Source organism: Photobacterium salinisoli, from assembly GCF_003614885.1.
In the GTDB taxonomy this organism is placed as follows: Bacteria; Pseudomonadota; Gammaproteobacteria; order Enterobacterales; family Vibrionaceae; genus Photobacterium; species Photobacterium salinisoli.
On sequence record NZ_QZMS01000011.1, the window covers coordinates 1,217,287 to 1,235,832 of the forward strand.

General features: G+C 47.1%; 18 protein-coding genes. 4 read left to right on the forward strand and 14 right to left on the reverse strand.

What is annotated here, in order from left to right; genetic code table 11:
• Window positions 1-107: 107 nt before the first annotated feature.
• Window positions 108-623: a lipocalin family protein gene (locus D6M16_RS16810; RefSeq protein ID WP_120512960.1), complete on the forward strand. Its 516-nt coding sequence runs from the start codon at window positions 108-110 to the stop codon at window positions 621-623.
• Window positions 624-870: 247 nt separating this feature from the next.
• Here the strand turns inward: D6M16_RS16810 and D6M16_RS16815 are convergent, their stop codons facing one another.
• Window positions 871-1,056: a hypothetical protein gene (locus D6M16_RS16815; RefSeq protein WP_120512961.1), complete on the reverse strand. Its 186-nt coding sequence runs from the start codon at window positions 1,054-1,056 to the stop codon at window positions 871-873.
• Window positions 1,057-1,151: 95 nt separating this feature from the next.
• On the opposite strand from D6M16_RS16815, the gene D6M16_RS16820 reads away from it, so the two are divergent.
• Together D6M16_RS16820 and D6M16_RS16825 are read left to right on the forward strand one after the other, a co-directional pair.
• Complete coding sequence (locus D6M16_RS16820) at window positions 1,152-1,940, forward strand: DUF2071 domain-containing protein (protein ID WP_120512962.1); 789 nt, start codon at window positions 1,152-1,154, stop codon at window positions 1,938-1,940.
• A 322-nt stretch (window positions 1,941-2,262) separates the two neighbouring features.
• Complete coding sequence (locus tag D6M16_RS16825) at window positions 2,263-3,360, forward strand: Fic family protein (protein ID WP_120512963.1); 1,098 nt, start codon at window positions 2,263-2,265, stop codon at window positions 3,358-3,360.
• Window positions 3,361-3,859: 499 nt separating this feature from the next.
• Here D6M16_RS16825 and prsR read toward each other — a convergent pair whose 3' ends face one another.
• The 3 genes from prsR to D6M16_RS16840 form a co-directional block, all read right to left on the reverse strand.
• Window positions 3,860-5,206: a PEP-CTERM-box response regulator transcription factor gene (gene prsR / locus D6M16_RS16830; RefSeq protein ID WP_120512964.1), complete on the reverse strand. Its 1,347-nt coding sequence runs from the start codon at window positions 5,204-5,206 to the stop codon at window positions 3,860-3,862.
• Between the two features lie 38 nt (window positions 5,207-5,244).
• Entirely contained in the window at window positions 5,245-7,278 is a 2,034-nt protein-coding gene (prsK, locus tag D6M16_RS16835) for an XrtA/PEP-CTERM system histidine kinase PrsK (RefSeq protein ID WP_120512965.1), read from the reverse strand.
• A 158-nt stretch (window positions 7,279-7,436) separates the two neighbouring features.
• The gene (locus D6M16_RS16840; RefSeq protein ID WP_120512966.1) at window positions 7,437-7,628 is read right to left on the reverse strand and encodes a hypothetical protein; all 192 of its coding nucleotides are present in this window, start codon (window positions 7,626-7,628) and stop codon (window positions 7,437-7,439) included.
• Window positions 7,629-7,906: 278 nt separating this feature from the next.
• Between D6M16_RS16840 and D6M16_RS16845 the strand changes: the two genes are divergently transcribed.
• Window positions 7,907-9,697 (forward strand): lysophospholipid acyltransferase family protein, encoded by a 1,791-nt coding sequence (locus D6M16_RS16845; RefSeq protein ID WP_120512967.1) that lies wholly within the window; start codon window positions 7,907-7,909, stop codon window positions 9,695-9,697.
• Window positions 9,698-9,706: 9 nt separating this feature from the next.
• On the opposite strand, the gene D6M16_RS16850 is transcribed toward D6M16_RS16845, so the two are convergent.
• From D6M16_RS16850 to D6M16_RS16895, 10 genes are all read right to left on the reverse strand, one after another.
• Window positions 9,707-10,156, reverse strand: coding sequence for an META domain-containing protein (locus tag D6M16_RS16850; protein WP_120512968.1), 450 nt, complete (start codon window positions 10,154-10,156; stop codon window positions 9,707-9,709).
• A 56-nt stretch (window positions 10,157-10,212) separates the two neighbouring features.
• The gene (locus tag D6M16_RS16855; protein ID WP_420812252.1) at window positions 10,213-10,503 is read right to left on the reverse strand and encodes a cysteine-rich CWC family protein; all 291 of its coding nucleotides are present in this window, start codon (window positions 10,501-10,503) and stop codon (window positions 10,213-10,215) included.
• A gap of 116 nt (window positions 10,504-10,619) precedes the next feature.
• Entirely contained in the window at window positions 10,620-12,734 is a 2,115-nt protein-coding gene (gene ovoA / locus D6M16_RS16860; protein WP_120512970.1) for a 5-histidylcysteine sulfoxide synthase, read from the reverse strand.
• Between the two features lie 168 nt (window positions 12,735-12,902).
• Window positions 12,903-13,214 (reverse strand): hypothetical protein, encoded by a 312-nt coding sequence (locus tag D6M16_RS16865; RefSeq protein WP_120513234.1) that lies wholly within the window; start codon window positions 13,212-13,214, stop codon window positions 12,903-12,905.
• A 364-nt stretch (window positions 13,215-13,578) separates the two neighbouring features.
• The gene (locus D6M16_RS16870; protein ID WP_120512971.1) at window positions 13,579-14,121 is read right to left on the reverse strand and encodes a GNAT family N-acetyltransferase; all 543 of its coding nucleotides are present in this window, start codon (window positions 14,119-14,121) and stop codon (window positions 13,579-13,581) included.
• Window positions 14,122-14,218: 97 nt separating this feature from the next.
• Entirely contained in the window at window positions 14,219-15,043 is an 825-nt protein-coding gene (locus tag D6M16_RS16875; protein WP_120512972.1) for a sterol desaturase family protein, read from the reverse strand.
• A complete protein-coding gene (locus tag D6M16_RS16880; RefSeq protein ID WP_120512973.1) occupies window positions 15,031-15,474 on the reverse strand; it encodes an SRPBCC family protein in 444 nt (147 codons plus the stop codon). Before D6M16_RS16880 ends, D6M16_RS16875 begins: the two co-directional genes overlap by 13 nt.
• A 903-nt stretch (window positions 15,475-16,377) precedes the next feature.
• Window positions 16,378-16,941, reverse strand: coding sequence for a hypothetical protein (locus tag D6M16_RS16885; RefSeq protein ID WP_120512974.1), 564 nt, complete (start codon window positions 16,939-16,941; stop codon window positions 16,378-16,380).
• Window positions 16,942-17,105: 164 nt separating this feature from the next.
• Window positions 17,106-17,978, reverse strand: coding sequence for an NAD(P)-dependent oxidoreductase (locus D6M16_RS16890; RefSeq protein ID WP_120512975.1), 873 nt, complete (start codon window positions 17,976-17,978; stop codon window positions 17,106-17,108).
• A 135-nt stretch (window positions 17,979-18,113) separates the two neighbouring features.
• Window positions 18,114-18,413 carry a DUF406 family protein gene (locus tag D6M16_RS16895; RefSeq protein ID WP_120512976.1) on the reverse strand — a complete coding sequence of 100 codons (300 nt, stop codon included), beginning with the start codon at window positions 18,411-18,413 and terminating at the stop codon, window positions 18,114-18,116.
• Window positions 18,414-18,546: the final 133 nt, after the last annotated feature.

Sequence of the window (18,546 nt, forward strand, 5' to 3'; positions counted from 1 at the left end):
CAGAATGTGATATGGTGGTCTGCGGTAATTGCGGGATCAGATTTTCCCATTGTGATAAAGCCTGATATGGCGTAGTCCATGTCATCTGTTAGGTATTTGGAGGCATTTTGAGAATAACCTTGTTAATTTTATGTGCAGCTTTGCTTAGTGGCTGTATGGGTATGCCCGAATCAGTAAAACCAGTGTCGGGGTTTGAACTGAACAATTATCTGGGTAAATGGTATGAGGTGGCCCGCCTTGACCATTCATTCGAAAGAGGCCTGAGTCAGGTAACGGCTGAGTACAGTATGCGCGAAGATGGCGGTGTTTCGGTGATCAATCGGGGTTTTTCAGAAGCTGATAACGAATGGAAAGAGGCGGAAGGTAAAGCTTACTTTGTGAACAGCCCAACAGACGGTTATCTTAAAGTCTCATTTTTTGGTCCATTTTATGGTTCTTACGTTGTGTTTGAATTGGATCGTAAAAATTACAGTTACGCTTTTGTGTCTGGCCCTAATACCGACTATCTATGGTTACTTTCGCGAACGCCAACTGTCGAACCGGCAGTCATGGAAAAATTCATTCAAATGTCGTCAGAACGGGGATTTGATACAAATCAACTGATTTACGTTAAGCAGCAATAAATAATACAAGCACTTTAATATGGATTTGCAAAGCTAGGTGCTTTGACTGTGCCACCGCTGGTAGCGTTTTGCATTCAGAAAAAATGAGGATTATCGCAACGAGTCTGGAACGTAAATGTATCTACAGCCCAGCCTAAAAATACAAGGATGTATTTTTAGGCTGTCGGCGTCGGGAACGCCTACAATCGGCCCGGACAACACCAGAGAAACAAAGGCATTTCTGGTGACGGGTTGTGCCAGCAAAGAGTCACTGGTGCGCATCAGACAATGGCAAGTGAATCACCGGACTCAAGCGCGACATACATCCGCCTGAAATGATATTTTTATAGTGGTTCCAAGGTTTATAACAGATATCCATCTTGCCTTGATGATCCTCACCGTAGATACTGAGGCAATGCTTGGCTACATCAATGCCATAGTGAAATGGTGGCATGGTAAACTCCGGTAATTTAACTCTGGTGCTGGCATCAAGTGTGGAAAAGCCTGATGTAGGGAGCCATATTATTCTTTAAATTTCAAGGAAGTATCGTGCAAGAAAAGCGAAAGCTAAAAGATTACTTAATCGATAGACCAAAGCCAAAGGGCATAGATATACATTGTGGCTTAAAGCACTTTTCGATTATTACTTATGCTGTTCCGGCTGAGCGGTTTCAAGGGATTTTACCTGAAAGGTTCCAATTGGACACTGTCGATATTAACGGTAAAAAAATGGGGTTAATATCAGTAGTTCCATTTATTGATGTTGATTTTACTTCGGCCGTTTTCCTGTTCCCTAAATTTACGATGGGACAAACAAACTATCGAATATATATCATCGATACCAAAACAGGTGAACGCTGCGTTTGGTTCCTGGGTACAGTTTTAGATTCTTGGACACTAACTGTGCCAAAATATTTATGGAATCTTCCCTGGCATGCAGGAAAAATTAGCTTCGATTGCACCTTAAATGAAGCAAGTGGTTTGTACGATAAATACCATATGGAAACACAGTCGAGTTGGGCTGAGGCATCCGTTGATTTAGCTCAATCAGAATCCGGTTTATTTGACTTTCCTGGATTCCCAGATACTGAGTCTGCACTAGTTTATCTTACGCACCCTCTGGCAGGGTTTTATTATCGAAGAGACAAAAAACTAGGTACATATCGCGTGTGGCATAAAGATCTGGACGTTAAACCAGCTAAATTGCGGTCAGCAAAATTTAAGCTTCTGTCTGATCTCGGTATCGTTCCCGAATCGGAGCAGCAGGATCCGTACAGCGTTTTAATAGAGCCCATAAATGAATTTACCATTTACTTGCCCCCAACAGTTGTAGGGTAAAAATACAGGGATGTACTTTTAGGTTATCGGCGCCGGGACGCCTGCAACCGACCCGTACAACACCAGAGAAACAAAGGCATTTCTGGTGACTGGTTGTGCCAGCAAAGAGTAACTGGCGCGCATCCAACGGTGCTGAGAAAAACACAGAACTCAAGCGCGACAGACCACAAAACTCAGACACACCATCAAACCCAGACATAACCACCAAGCACAATCACGAGATTAATCACCCCATTCGAATCACACTGTGATTCGATTAACTCTCTTTAATGAATCATAATTTGATTCGAATAAGGTGTTTTATTGCATCACGGAGTGACATATGTGGATATGGCAACAACCCGGCTGGCCGAATTTTACGTGGGATAAAAGCGTTATCGAACCGCGTCTCAGAGAGGTTCGCCTGAACCAGGGGATTTTATTGGGCAAGATGATGAGTCAGTCGCAAGACAGCACTCAAACCCTGCTCGATACGCTGCTAGCCAATATCCTTCACTCCAGCGCGATAGAAGGGGATAAACTCAATGCGTTCTCTGTTCGCTCATCGTTAGCCAATAGGCTGGGGATTAGTGAGGAAAAGCCATTTCCGACCACAGAGCAGACTGACGGATTTGCTGAAATCATGCTCGATGCCGTCGAGAATTCAGACGCTCCGCTAACCCTGGCGCGCATCTTACATTGGCACGACAGACTGTTTCCCGAAGGCTATACGATGTTCAACCCCGTTATTGGCGGTCGGTTAAGGGGAGAAGCGCCGATGCAGGTTGTCTCCGGCAGGATTGATCGCCCTGTGGTTCACTTTGAAGCACCCGGTAGGGAAGTACTGGAAGGGGAACTTACTCAGTTTATTGAGTGGTTCAATGTATCCAAAGCCGATCCTTCCCTTGATCCCTTATTAAGAGCGGCAATTACACATTTATGGTTTGTTGCCCTGCACCCGTTAGATGACGGGAATGGCCGCATAACCCGATTACTTACAGATTTAGCACTGGCTCAGGCGGAACAGCAGTCGGTGCGTTTTTATGCGATGTCTGTGGCAATACTTGCTCATCGAAGCAGTTACTACGCAATATTAGAGCAAACCCAGAAAGGTGAACTGGACATTACTCTCTGGTTACAGTGGTTTTTCAATATCCTGGATGAAACCTTCTCACAGGTGCTCAAAGAAATCGATCAAACCATTTATAAGACGAATTTCTGGCGGAAAGTCGATCAGACCAGTCTCACATCAGAGCAGGTTAAGGTGCTTAACCGCATGCTGGATGGTGATTTTGAGCAGGGAATCAGCGCTGGCCAGTACCATAAAGTGGCGAAAGTGAGTAAACCAACAGCCACCCGGCACTTAGCCGCATTAGTTGAACTCAAGTGTCTGGTAAAGTCGGCGTCAGGCGGACGAAGCACTCGCTACCACCTGCCATAAGCAGCATCGGTGGACCATACATAGTGTCAGCTCACTGTATGGATTCCGCCTGTCGCGGAAATAACGGTATGAGAATGTATATTGGTGATACAACCCCAGGGTAAAAATACAAGGATGTATTTTTAGGTTGTCGGCGCCGGGACGCCTGCAACCGACCCGGACCACACCAGAGAAACAAAGGCATTTCTGGTGACTGTTTGTGCCAGCAAAGAGTCACTGGCGCGCATCAGACAATGATGAGAGAAGCACCGAACTCAAGCGCGACATACTGACTCAGCCTTTAGAATCGCACTCGTTATGTGGATTCTCGCCTGGCGCGCATCAGACAATGATGAGAGAAGCACCGAACTCAAGCGCGACATACTGACGCAGCCTCTAGAATCGCACTCGTTATGTGGATTCTCGCCTGGCACGCATCAGACAGTGCTAGGTGAGCCTCCGAACTCAAGCACGACATACCACGATACCCAGATATACCCAGACATACCATCAAACCCAGTCACTCATTCTTCACCGTGTACTTATCCATCAGCGAGTACAGTGTCGGCCGCGTAATCCCCAGTATGTTGGCGGTATGAGACATATTCCCGTTACTGAGTGACAGGGCTTTCGCTATGGCCTGTTTTTCAGCCGCTTCTCTGACCTGACGTAAATTGAGTGCCAAGGGTTCAAGGTCGTCTTCTATCGGTTGAAGCGCCAGATCGAGCGAGCTGATGAATTTGTTATCCGACATGATCACCGCGGATTTCACCTTGTTTTGCAGTTCACGGATATTCCCGGGCCAGCTGTGCTGGAGCATTGCACGTATAGCATCGTCGGTGAAGCCGCTGATTTTTCGCGGTGACTGCTGGTTGGCCTGCTGTAAAAAGTAACGGGCCAGAATGAGAATGTCCTGCTCACGGTCGCGCAGTGGCGGGTTCTGAATGGTAATTTCACTGATACGGTAGAACAAATCTTCCCGAAACGTTTTATCTGTCATCATTTGTTCGAGATTCTGGTGGGTCGCGCAGATGATTTTCACATCTACCGGAATTTCCTGGCGGCCACCGACACGTTCAATCACTTTCTCTTGCAGGAAGCGGAGTATTTTGGCTTGCAGCGGATAGGGCATGTCACCGATTTCATCGAGGAACAGCGTGCCGCCATCGGCGCATTCGATTTTGCCGGCCGTGGTTTTGTGCGCACCGGTAAACGCCCCTTTTTCAAATCCAAACAGTTCACTTTCAAGCAGGTGTTCCGGAATAGACGCGCAGTTGATAGCGATAAAAGGCTTATCTGCACGTGGCCCTTTCGCGTGAATGGCGCGGGCGATCACTTCTTTGCCGGTGCCGCTTTCACCAAGGATCAGGGTGGTGATCTCCGTGGGGGCGATGCGCTCTATCATTCGGCAAACTTGTTGTATTTGCGGGCTGTTTCCAATGAATCCATTGGCTTCAAGTGAAGACTGGCGCAGATTGATGTTCTCCGATTCCAGTTTGGCCACCACAAATGCCCGGTCGATAATCACGGCCAGAATGTCATCATCAATCGGTTTGTGATAGAAATCGTGCGCGCCCAGCTCAATGGCTTTCAGTGCATTGGCTTTGTCATCATTGCCGGTGATCACGATGACTTTGGTGTCGGGGGCCAACGCCAGAATTTCCTGTAGTATCGCCAGCCCTTCTGAAGCATTGGCTTCATCAGGCGGAAGCCCGAGATCCAAGGTAATGACTTTGGGCTCATACCGTCGTAATGCCGTGATGGCCGATTTTCGGTCATCAGCCATGACAACTTCGTATTGTGGAAAGCACCATTTAAGCTGTTTTTGAATACCCGGATCATCTTCAATGACAAGTAATGTATCCATATTTCGTTCCTTTCTGGCGAATGCTTTGTCCCGGTGGATCAGGCTGTGACAGGCAGATGAATCGTGAGGGTCGTCCCTTTGTCTGGCTCGGACGCCACATCTATATAGCCGCCTAATTGTTCAATCAGATTTTTTGCGTCATAAGCACCAATCCCCATGCCTGCGTTGCCTTTGGTGGTATCAAAGGGCTTGAATAATCTGTGCTCGATAAAATCGCTGCTCATTCCGCTGCCATTATCAGCGATAGTGATCAGGTAATAGTGATCTGTACGTGTTGTCGACACATGCACATAACCGTTTTCACTGGTGGATTCCTGTGCATTCTGAACCAGATGAGAGAGTATGTTGCTGAAGCGTTCTTTGTCGGTTTTCACGGTAAACGGCAAGCTGGTCTGTGTGAGTAATTGCGGTGCTGGCGTTCGGACGGCGCGGGTGTCGCAGACCTGTCGGATCAGCGCTTCAATGTCTGTGTCTTCTTCTGACTGACTTTCCACCCGCTTGTTATTGAGCTGGTTCAGGACTTTCGTCAGCCGGCGAGCCGCCGAATCGACCGTCTCAAAGGCATCGCTGATAAAATCTGGGTTATTTCTGTGTTTTGTCGCATTTTTGCTGAGAAGCTGAAGTTGCGCTAACACGTTTTTCAGATCATGGACCAGAAAGGCAGACATGCGGTTAAAGGTATCGAATTGCTGACTTTCCGCGAGTTTCTGATTGGTTTCAAAAACATTGAGATACACAGAGAGCTGACGGCTGATCGCCTTCATCAAATCACGGTCTTCCCAGTTGACTTTTTCTGTCGAGGTGGGCCTGGAAAGCAGGCACACACCCAGGGTTCCGCTGCTGCTCGACAATGGCACGACATAAGACAATGCCTTCACATTGGCAAGTTCGGTTGCCTCTAACTGGAAGGGGGCGGGTTCCGTACCTTGCCGGGCTGCCTCTATATCCACAATCCACTGATGCTCAATCGCTGGCAGCGCGGCGCAGCGGAGTAAAAGCTGAATATCCGGGTGCTGGTTGTCAATATTGTGGCAGGCCCGTACTTTCATGTTCGGGCCCTGTCTGGTAGCTAGTACACCGCGGTGACAGCCAAAAGGGTGAAGCATGGCGCGCAGTGCTGTGTCGTATTGTGTACCTTCAGGGTGTTCGAGCGCCGTGGCAAAACGCATCCACTCCTCACGGTATTCGTATTTATTGGCAAAGAAATGTTTGGTGATAAAGACCATGATGTTTTTGCGAAACGTATCCGACAGAAAAAGGCTGGCCAGCACCAGTGCACTTAAGGCAAAAAACAGAATCTGAACCGTATCGCTCCAGCTTTCTCCCATAGACTTGATATAGAAACCGGCGAACGCCATGACCAGCAGATAACCGGCCGCCACCAGTAACAGCGTACTGTGATAAATAATATCCCGCGAGACGTAGACCCGGCTTTGCCAGTGTTTAATCCGCCGGGCTGTCAGCAGGATGAAAGGCAGGGATATCAGGGCTATCCAGCCTCTGCCGAGCCAGAAACCGGAAGCCAGAGTATTAGTGAGAAAGGCATCCGCATAAAGCGCAAAGTGGTAAGCAAAATAGACTCCCAGTCCCAGACAAATAGGCTTGACGGCCCAGCGTTCGTCTTTGTGGGTTCGGCGAAAGCACAATTCCACAAACCACAGGCCGATGATTGCCTGGCATAAGTGCAGGAAAAGGAAAGTGCGCTGGCTGAGTATTGGCCAGATGAAGCGTGCCAGTTCGAGCATGACGGTGGCCGCGATGAACAGACAAAGCCTGCGGGGAGCCTTTTCCCGGAGGATGTCTTTCACTTGCCCGGCGTTGGTTAAGCTGCTGGACACCAGCAGACACCAGCCGAGTGTCAGTAAACTTTCGGACAGCAGCACAGGCAAAATAGAGAGCTGGTAGCGGTATTGAGTAAAGGATGTTATGGCCCAGGCCGCGCCAAGAAGGCAGGTGAGCTGTAACAGCCTTTTTGGCATGCTTTTTTCTCTGGTTGTCAGCAACAGCAAAAAAATGAACAGAAATCCGGTTGCGGCTGACAGGTAGCCAATGTTTCCAAGCAAAGTATCCAAATATGCATTCCTTTATTCAACGAGGAACCCCAGCGCATGAAGCCGCTGAGTTATGGCTGAGTAATGCCTAAGTCACTGGTAGTGCAGCCTTCGCTCAGTAGGACATTTTTGCGATTCCTATTGAGAGAATAGTTCAGAATTGTGCAAAGAGGAGGGGGTCAGTGTTCGTTAACGTTACTGTTATTGGGTTGCGGTGAATAGCAAAGGGTATGCAGGGAAACCTGTGGGGTATGATGCAGCCAGTTAATCCAGTCTGCCATACTGACTGAACAGTGCACAGGCATGAGGGTTAACAGCAGAATGAACAATGGCACCAGGTTAAGTACCAGTATCAGCATGAGTTTTTTCACAACAGCTCATCCTCTTTCCCAGCCACCTCCATCCTTTGGGGGTTATATGATCTTTTGAGTTATACAGAGAAAGATAGCGTTATTACTTTCTCTGCTTTGGCTTAATGTTAAGAACGCCACTCTTTCAGTTTTTTGCCCTGCTGATTTTGCGCATGTGAAGCTGGTGCCTATTCATCAAACTGACGTATTTCTCTCATCATTCTGCCGCAGAACTGACACGTTTGAGTCACACATTCTTTTCATACTCGTATCGAACACCAACTTCGGATGGAGACAGTATGGAAACCGTAAGTCCTTTTCGTTTGCCACGGAAAACCCCGTTTGGGTTCGGTGAGAAACTGACTGAGTGGGCGACAGGGTTACACAGACTGAGTCGCTTTTATGCTGACAGGCCTGTGGGACAAGATACCGAGTCGTTTCTTCGTTATTCCCTTGATGTACTGGGGATAGATTTTCATGTTGTAAAAGGGAGTGGCCAGGATATTCCCGCTCAGGATGCGGTTGTTGTAGTGGCTAATCATCCCCTTGGCTGCGCTGAGGGCATTATTCTGGCCCGGATACTGAGAGGGATCCGGCCGGACGTGAAAATTCTGGCTAATCATTACCTCAAGACGGTTCCCGAACTGGATTCACTGTTTATTGGTGTGGATGTCTTTGAAGGGGAAGGCGCGGTTCGGGCCAATGTCAAAGCCTTGCGTGAAGCCAACCGCCATTTAAGCGATGGCGGATTGCTGCTGGTCTTTCCTGCCGGTGAAGTGTCGGCTTACGACAGACAATCTAAGCAGCTTCGCGACAAAGAGTGGAGTAAATCGGTCAGCCGTTTAATCCATAAACACAAAGCCACCACGGTGCCTGTTTTTATCGGCGGGCGCAACAGCCGACATTTTTATATGGCGGGTAAAATTCATCCTATGCTGCGTACCCTGATGTTGGGAAGAGAAATGCTGAATAAGCAGGCATCACCTATTCCGATTGCAATCGGTGACAGCATTCGATTCAGCGAAGTGAAAAATATCAGCAACGACCAGCACCTGGTTAATTACCTGAAATTCAATACCTATTTGCTGGGCAGCCAGGCGGGTTTGATCCCTTCAAGTGCATCGGCTTCACTCGCAGATGTGCCTAAAATGGTCTCTTCAAATGAACCCATTGCTGCGCCTGTCCCTTTATCGTTACTGAGAAAGGATATCGCCAATCTCGGTGATGACGAGTGGATGCTGAGCAGCGGTGAGTTTGATGTTTACTGTGCTCGTGCCAATCAGATCCCTGCCATATTGAAAGAATTGGGGCGAATCCGCGAAATCAATTTCAGAGCGGTGGGAGAAGGGACAGGAAAAGCGAGCGATCTGGATAGCTTCGATGAGAGCTATCTCCATCTGTTTGTCTGGGACCGCCAGGCTGAAAAAATAGTCGGCGCATACCGGTTGGGACTGACGGATGAACTGATAGCAAAGCACGGTCTGGAAGGCCTCTATTCCCGCACCTTGTTCCGCTACGACGAGCGCTTCATCAGCCAGTATGGCGCTTCCATTGAGCTGGGGCGCTCAGTGGTGGCAGAAGAATATCAGCGCAGTTTGAGTGCGTTATTGCTACTGTGGAAAGGCATATCGGCTTTTGTGTGCCGGCATCCTGAATATACTCACCTGTTCGGTCCGGTCAGTATCAGCGATGAGTACAGCCATGAGGCCAGACAGTTGCTTGCCGCCTGTATGTCTGTGCATCATACCGATGAAAACAGTGCGCGCCTGGTGGCACCGACACATCCCTTATCCTGCAATAAGCGGGTGTTCTGGCAGCCTGATATGTTATCGGCACTGGCTGACGTTCAGCTGCTTTCCAGAGTTATTGCACGGATGGATGCAGGAAAAAGTGTGCCGGTATTATTACGGCAGTATCTGGGGTTAAACGGAAAGCTGGTGTGCTTTAATGTTGACCCTGAGTTCAACGATGCGCTGGATGGATTGATCGTCGTGGATTTAACTCAGGTGCCGGAAAAGACTTTAGGCAAGTACATGACGCCGGAGAAAGCCTCAGCGTATCTGGCCTGGCACGGCAAGACGGAGTGCTGAACCTGCCAGTCAGGGGGTTGTTGAATCGAGTGGCACGGACAGATCTTTGGGAACGAAAGTCAGTACGTGCTGCTCAGTGGTCAGCGATAAGGTATTACTTTCAAGTGCCGTGGTATTCCACTGCTGCAATGCACTGACGAGGACCGCCTCAACGGTGGCAACCTCATTCTGGATACAAGCCATCTTAGTGGATACGAGTGATGTGATACGGAACTGGTTACCGTTTTTAAGCTCTGCCAGGCCCATGAACTGATTGCAGCCACTGAATCCTGTCGCTTTAAACTGGCTGTCCAGGCTCAGGCTGATAGGGGTACGCGTTTCTATCTGAGTGATCTCTCTGCCATCAATTTTGGATAATACCCAGTCCTGTTGTAAATCGTTGGCAGTAAATCCAGCTTTTGGCGGAGGGTTGCAGCCCAAAAGGCTAAATAAGACCATAAACAGCAGCCACTTTTTCATGCGAGCTTCACTCTCAGGTGTACGGCAATGTCACTCTAATAGTAGCAGTTAACCGTTTACAGCAGTGGCAGACTCGCGAGACAGGCACGACAAACACACTTACCTTCTGGTAGGCTGCTCGTATCACGTTTGGCCAGCTCAAAGCACCAGCACTGGCTGTTGCCATCCTTAATCGCGCAATAAGCCGGTTGCCCACAACTTTCACAGTTATGTGTGGTTTCAACCCCCTGGATCTGGGCGATGGCTCGGGTGTGCGCGTCATCATTCATTAATCGCCATTCTCCGATTTCTTTCATGGTTCGCAGGCAACCAATGCAGATCCCTTCCTGATTTTTACACTTCGCCACGCACGGTGTTTTCACTTGCCAGTACTCACTTCAAAAAGCGGCTAGTTTACCCCAGACCAAATGAAATGTATTGGTCTGGGGATGGCAGGTGAACAGCAAGACACTTCTGCTTGTGGTTAACGTTTCCGCCAGATAGTCATTTCAGACACAGTATGCTGGAATTTCCGTTTCGTCTCGCGGATCACAAACGGAATTTCTTTCACGGCAATCAGTTCGAAATGCGGTATCAGTGTTTCAGTGAGCCCGTCTAAGGTGGTGAAATTCTCGCCATTAACCTTGACTCCCCCCAGCCACATGTCTTTTGGCGTATAGTCTTCCAACCAGGTGTAGGGCGATGTAATCACCAGATACCCGCCCGGTACAATCCGTTTGGCAATGCTGCTAAGAAATGCCTTGGGATCTGCCAGTCTGTCAATGAGATTAGAGGCGTAGACCAGATCATAGTCGGTAAACTGCGGCTTGAGATTACAGGCATCGCCCTGGCTGAAGTGAATACTGCCTTTCAGGTTCTGGTAGCCTAATTCGTCAAGGGTGATACTTTTGAACTCAACCAGATCGCCTTCAGTAGGAATGGTATAGCGTTTCTCCCCCTGCTCAAGCAGGGCATAGGCTTGCTGAATAAAGCGGGCAGAAAAGTCTATACCATCTACGTGATCAAAACGTTTTGCCAGTTCAAAGCTGGCTCTGCCGACGGAGCAGCCAATATCCAGCGCCCGTTGCGTACTGTGCAATGAAATTTCCTGCAGGCACTGCTTGACCCCGTTGACACAGAAATTAGGTACTGAGAAGTACTCATTACCATAGTGAAATTCCAGGTATTGTGCGATTAACTCATTGGTTTCATAAATATTCAGATTTTCCATACTGGCTGGATCCTGCTCAGAGGCGACATAGCGGAATCCCGCATGCTGATAGAAATGGCGACGAAAAGCGTAGCGAGATTCAGGGATAGTCTCATTACCGGTTGAAATCCATGAACCGCCTTTCATCAGATTGTGCTGACCATCAAAGGTAGGGGTAGAAAAATCATCGTATAACGGATGGACTTTAAACCCCTGGAAGCCGTCGATGGCAGACTCTGTCCATTGCCAGACATTGCCCACTATGTCGCAAAGACCATTATGTTCAAAGCGGTCAACCGGGCATGACGAAGCATAATAAGCCAGTTCGGTATTACCGGGCGCTTCTCGCCAGGAGGGAGAGGCCGTATCAAGGCATTGTCTCATAATGTACCATTCGGCTTCTGTGGGCAGGCGAATGGATTGCTGTTTTTTGTCGGCTTTCCAGTTACAAAATGCTTTGGCTTCAAGTTGATTCACTTCAACCGGCCAGTTCAGCGGCAGTGGAATTTCCTGCGTGAGGTTACGCTGTAACAAGCTGCCGTCTCGCTCAAGCCAGAACCTGGGCATGGTGGCTTTCGTGTAGGCCAGCCAGGCCAGGCCTTCTTCCGTCCAATATCTTGTTTGTTGATACCCGCCATCCTTCACGAATTCAAGGTACTCCTGGTTCGACACCAGGTATTTGCTGGTTTTGAAATCATGCACTTTATATTGCTGGATACCGTATTCATTGTCCCAGCCATAGGTATCGGCATCGTCAGATTTACCCAGCGTGATCGAACGGCCGGCCATAGCGATAAGTTGATTAGAAGGTGCTGGCCCTGCTTCCTGACAGGCTTCCCAGTCAGAAGACGGCGTCAGATCAGCAACAGGAAGTTGGCGCATAATCACAGAAGAGGTTTCAAGGTGGATGCGTTCATGCTCAATACCCATCAGAATTATCCATGCTGGATCTTTGTCGGTAATGGGCAGGGTTAGCGGCATGTCATCAATGACCTGGTTGACTAAGTCTTTCACCTGATGGCGGTAGGCTTTAACGTCATCAACGCTTGGCCAGTCGTAGTGGGCGTCATTGAGATCGTCCCAGGACATTTCATCAACACCAATAGCAAACATCGACTCGAAGTGTGGGGCAATCCTGTTTTCTATGTATTTTCCGAGCTTTAACTTATTGATATAAAAGACCGCTGTGTGGCCGTAATAAAAAATCAGCGGATGCCGGAGAGGTTCGGCTTTCTTGAAGTAGGCTGAGTGGTTGTTAATCAGGGAAAAAAGGGACTCGTAAAGCGCCCAGGTTTCATTAAATGCGGTTTTTAATTCTTGTCGTTTGACGTGTTCTGAAGATCCTGTCAGTAATACGCTTCTTGTTGCAGCTGTCGAAAAATCAACCATGACTGTTTACTCTCCTGTAACAGTGATTTCTTATTTGTTTTGTTTGATTTTATATTCAAAGTGTCTTTCTTATGTTGCAGTGAGTTAACATCAAGTTCAAGTTTCTGTTTTTTGTATGGCCAAAACCAGAAGGCTCCCGTTCGGGAGCCTTCTTCTTAGCGACTGTACTTAGTTTTTACGTGAACCAGTAAATGCATAACGAGATGATTTCTGGCCGTTTTCAGTAGTGGCCTCGAATTTCACTGAGCGAGAAGAGTTCAGCTGCAGTGGGATGAATACACGACCACGATCATCGGTGGTGTACGTTTTACGTTGTTGAGGTACATTGGCAACAGATACAGATGCGTTAGCAGCAGGTTGACCATTTTCGGTCACAGTGACCCAAGCACCGTTATTCGCATCCGTCACACGAATATCAGCGAGAGCTGATGTCGACATTAGCAGTACAGCGGTTGCAGTGAGTACTTTAAAGCTAGTCATAATATTCACCTCATCTATCAGTGGCAAAGCCATCGATTAGGTTGTGCCTAAGTATCTTAGGGGTATAGATTGTTACAGGGCTCTCATTTTTAGACCTACCTGTTTCCAAAAAATTTCACTCCTGTGATAAGTAAACCCCATTTAGGTTACAACTTCCTGTTTTCTGATTGGATAGTATGCCTGCCCCACCTGTTACCCTTTCGAATATAGTGATTCATAACTTAATCGTTACTTAACCGTCACCATTATTATAGTAACCAATGTATTTTACGGGTGATAATTTCGTTGCAGGCTATTAATGAGGTGAATAATTCTGTGGTAATTTTTTGTTTTATGGTAGGAACTTGTCATTGGCGGTAAGTGCTCAAATAACAACGAGGCTGGGATGAGTGGCTTCGTAATAAGAGAGATCTTCGGTGATTCTGTTGACTCGCGTGGCATCAGGCTTAACGCAGACAAAGGAAAGCCCGGCGCGTTCGAGGACTTTTCCCGGTTTGGGATCGAGGCGCCTGTGCTGGGCGAATATTCTGCTGAGTTTCAGGTCAAAAAAACCAAATTCGACTAATCGGCGAGCAGCTTCTGCACAATAGCCCTGACCCCAGAATGGAACACCTAACCAGAATCCTAACTGTGCAGTGTGCTGTTTGATATTGTGCAATCCTATGCAGCCAATTAATTGCTCTGTGTCCTTTAGCGTTATGGCAAAGATGGCAAGTGTGCCATTGTCCCAACCGGCTAGTGAGCGGCCGATCCATTGTCCGGCCATACCAGAATCATACGGGTAGGGCACATTCGTGGTACCCAGGGCAATTTCAGGTTCACCTGCCAGCTTTTGAATCAGCGTTGCATCGGCGAGCTGTAATGGACGCAGCAGCAAACGTTCTGTTGTCAAAGTTGGTTGTCTCACCTCAGCCCCTCCAGCATGATGTTCAAAAGAGTGACTATATTAATCCTGTTTCATTGCCATTTACTTTATCTGGATCAAACAAATGCCAGTTAGCCGTTCATCGGGTGTGACCAGGAGGACCAAACAGGCAGTATAAGCGTGATTTTAATGACAGGTTGGGGGCCAGTGCACGACTGAAAATGTGCTGCCAGTGATGGAAGGTCGCTTGGATCGGCCGCCAGCCGGTGACGTCTTCTCGAACGCCATAGCGTATGATGGTACTGTCGTTTTCAGGTACGAAAGTGCCAAAGAGCTTATCCCAGATAATAAGCACTCCAGCAAAGTTCTTATCTATATATTCAGGGTTGCGGGCATGATGCACACGATGGTGAGACGGGGTATTGAAGATGCGTTCCAGCCAGCCTAATCGTTTGATGACTCTGGTATGGACAAAAAACTGGAATCCCAGATTAACAGAGACGACCAGAAGGACTGTTGCAGGAGGGTAGCCAATTAATATTAATGGCAGCCAAAAGAGCCACATACCCGACACAGGATAAGTCAGGCTTTGTCTGAAAGCTGTGGTGAAGTTCATGTGCTGAGATGAATGATGGACTATGTGTGACGCCCACAACCAGTTGATATGGTGAGATGCCCGGTGAAACCAGTAGTAGCAGAAATCCTGCAGCACAAAGGCCAGTGCGACAGTAGCCGGAGACATCTGGATATCGAACAGGCGATACTGATAAAGCCAGAGGAAAAAAGGCATAAGCAATAAGGTTGCGATGAGATCGGCACCTTGGTGAAGACCTGCCAGGGTGAGATTACACGCCAGTTCTTTCCAGTTGTAGTCCTGGCTGCTTTCCCGGCGTAAACGTCTGTACTCCCATAGCATTGAGATAAAAAACAGCGGGCTGATGGCCAGTAGTATCAGCACTTCCATGTGCTTTCACCATGCTGGGCAAGATTAGCCAGTGCTTTTCGGATGCTTTTCTCCAGTATGAGTTTGATCAGCCAGCCGGTGCCTTTAATTTTGGGGGAAAAGCTGATGCGGTATTGAATGTTACTTGTATCAGCATTCAGGCTGTGTACCTGAATCCATCCTCCATGCTCAATAACAGGGCCACCGTTGATTATACGATAGTGCAGGTGTTCATTTTCTTTATAGTCGATGATCTTTTCATCAAAGGTAAAAGGGCCAGCGGAGACCCTGCGTATGGCGCCAATTCCGTTAGGTTTTGGTTTACCGCTTCTGATCAGATGGTAAGAACCATCAAAAAAGCGTCCCAGGTTCTGATGATCTGTTAATAACTCAAACAAGACTTTTCTCGGTGCCTGGGCAGATTGTTCTATTGTGATTGTGTGCGCTGGCATGATACGCCCCTGTTAATCTGGTAACATTATGTTAACAGTGAATGAGTATCTGTCAAATGGGAAAATATTGATAGAAAGCTTATTTTTCAATGTGTTCTGAGCGATTCCAGTCTGAATCGAAAGTCACACTGCTCAAGTATGGTGCAAAATCACACGAATTGATGTTGTGAATTTGTAGTGAATTGTTAAAGGCTTGATTCACAACACTTTGTAACCCGGATGTGTAACGTATGAGAAAAATGTGAGCATAAACTCACAAAAAAGGTCAAAAATGGTATTGAAAAATGTGTCAGACACTCTTATATTGATTTTTGTTGATGTGGACTAGATGGTGATAACTCTGAAAAAGCGTTGGAAAACCGATCCTCGAGTGAGGTAACTGAATTTAAGGTTAACGTTCCCCAAACGTCGAAAAGTTCAGTGTCGGATCAGAACATTCAGTAACAATCCATCTCGCTTCATGTTTATTATTCTCCAGAATCTGAGCATAAAGGACACAACAGTTTTGTTGATTATGCCGATCAGCATTCGTCATTGGAGATAGTAACGTTAACGATACTTAAATGTCATTCATCTGTAATGAGTCTTTGAGTAAAGTTAAACGAATTAGGTAGCAAATATTTTTAGTAATACTTGGCTTGTTATCTATGTTTTATCGAGAGGTGAATTATGACAAATAAAAGCCGTAGACAATGGTTCTATTATCAATCGCAGTCTTCTAAGTCGAAACTGAAAAGCAAATGAACGCACCTTGTGCGAAAACGACGAAAAAGATAAAAATCAGATTGGTAATATAAGAAAGTAAGTGAAGTTAGCCAGAGACACTCATCATGTGTTTCTGGCTTAAATGTTTTTGTCAGGTGAAAAATTATTTCAGCGCAGAGATGATAGTAATCAGCAATGCTATTGATAGATATTCCCGCCAACGCGTAGTGTTTTCGGAATGGATTTCAACGTAATGCCCCCTAAATAAATATCACCTTTCACCGTGATATTGGGAGGAAGTTCAGTAATCTTGGTATGAGCCAGATAGAGATTGCCTCCAACAGACAGATAAGGAGGCAAGCGTGTAATTGGCATGCCAATCAAGCTTAAATCTCCTGGTATCTTAAGATACGGACTTAGCCTGGTAATTTGGGTGTGAGCAAGATTGAGGTACCCCGCAACCTGCAGGTTTTTTGGCAATGAAACAATTTTGCTATAGGCCAGATTGAGGTTCCCATCAACACGAACAACGCCAGGTAAATAATTAATATCACTATTTTCGAGATTCAAGTTGCCTTTAACATGAAGAGGATTGGGCAGGGTAATGCTCCGTGAATGCCGCAGCGATACGTTACCGTAACTGTCGGTATAATTGAGCAACTTTATTTCTGAAATGAACTGGTTAGCGGCAGCGCCCTGACTGAATATCAGGAAAAAGCTCAGAGCCGCAAACAGGAAAAATGGCTGGAGTTGCTTCAACATACTTATCACGACACACGCACTTAATCATTCTATTCCTGACGAATTGTAATCAGTACCAGAAGAAAAGACAGCATTAGCTGATGAAATGGGAGTAGTGTCACCAACTATCAGAATAAAAATATGCGATGACATTCCAATCAACGCATATTTGAATCCGGGTAATGTTATTTATCAAATTGCTTGATTAATACCGACGTGTCTGCGCGGTTAAAGCCTCTGTCCTGAAGTTTGGCGTATTCAGCATCGACCTGGCGTGCCAGAGGAAGCGGAACAGAAAGTTTATCGGCGGCATCGAAACAGATAGAAAGATCTTTTCGCATCCAGTCGATGGCAAAACCGAAATCAAATTTATCTTCCGCCATGGTGACAGCGCGGTTTTCCATTTGCCATGAACCGGCCGCGCCGTGCTTCAGCACATTGGTCATTTTCTCAATATCTAATCCCGCTGCTTTGGCAAGCGTAATAGCTTCAGATAAGCCCTGAAGAATACCGGTAATGCAGATTTGGTTCGCCATTTTAGTGATTTGACCGAATCCGACATTACCCATCAGCGTAGAGGCTTTCGCATAAGTGTTGAAAATAGGCTGGGCTGATTGAAACGCTTCTTCGTTGCCACCGACCATTATGGTCAGACAGCCATTTACAGCGCCTGCTTCACCACCAGAGACTGGCGCATCGATGAACGTGGCAGATGCACTGTTTGCCGCTTCTGCCATTTCACGGGCAACATCGGCAGAGGCTGTTGTGTGATCAATCAGTAATGTGCCAGGACGTATGGTCGACAGAATTCCCTGTTCTCCACAGTAGACTTCACGGATATCGTTATCATTACCGACGCAGGTCAGCACCACATCAGCCTCGTGTGCGGCCTCTGCCGGAGTCAGCGCAAGCTTACCCGGGTAAGTGTTAAGCCATCTCTCTGCTGTGGCTGTCGTGCGGTTGTACACCACGACATTAAATCCCGCAGTGGCCAGGTGCCCGGCCATAGGGAAACCCATAGTGCCTAATCCGATGAAAGCGATAGTTTTTTTGGTCATTACTGCGCATCCTATTGCGTTGTTATCTTGGCATAGTTATCTGGCGGGAATGATATCACAGAGGTTCACTGGGGATGGCTGCTAATAGCCATATCGAGCTGGAATTTTTACTCGATATGGCTTTTGATTGAAGAATTATCGTGGAGCCAGTGAGCGGGACTTAAGATCGAAAATCAGTTTTTCAGCACTGCATTCAAACTGCAGGCTGGCTGTCATAGCGGTTTCGTCGTCACTGTAAAGTGTCTGATATTGCACATTGTTATTAACGCTTTTTGCTAATGCCAGAAAAGGCGCAAATTCTGCCTCTATCACCTCTTTTCCCTGACCATTAAATGAGAGCGTTGAAACATCATCACCTTCGCGGATGAGAAAGCCAATTTCAGCCGCGACACCACAAGCTTCACAAGGCTCTTCAGTATGTTGTAAATCAGCCATAGTGTTTCCTTTATTAAAAAAAGATACTGTGAATGAGTGTATCTCCGGATAGCCGAATGCGCCATCGGAGTCAGTGGTCATAGCTTGTTACAGATCAAGGTAAGCTCAGGAAATGCTTAAAATACCAGGAGCG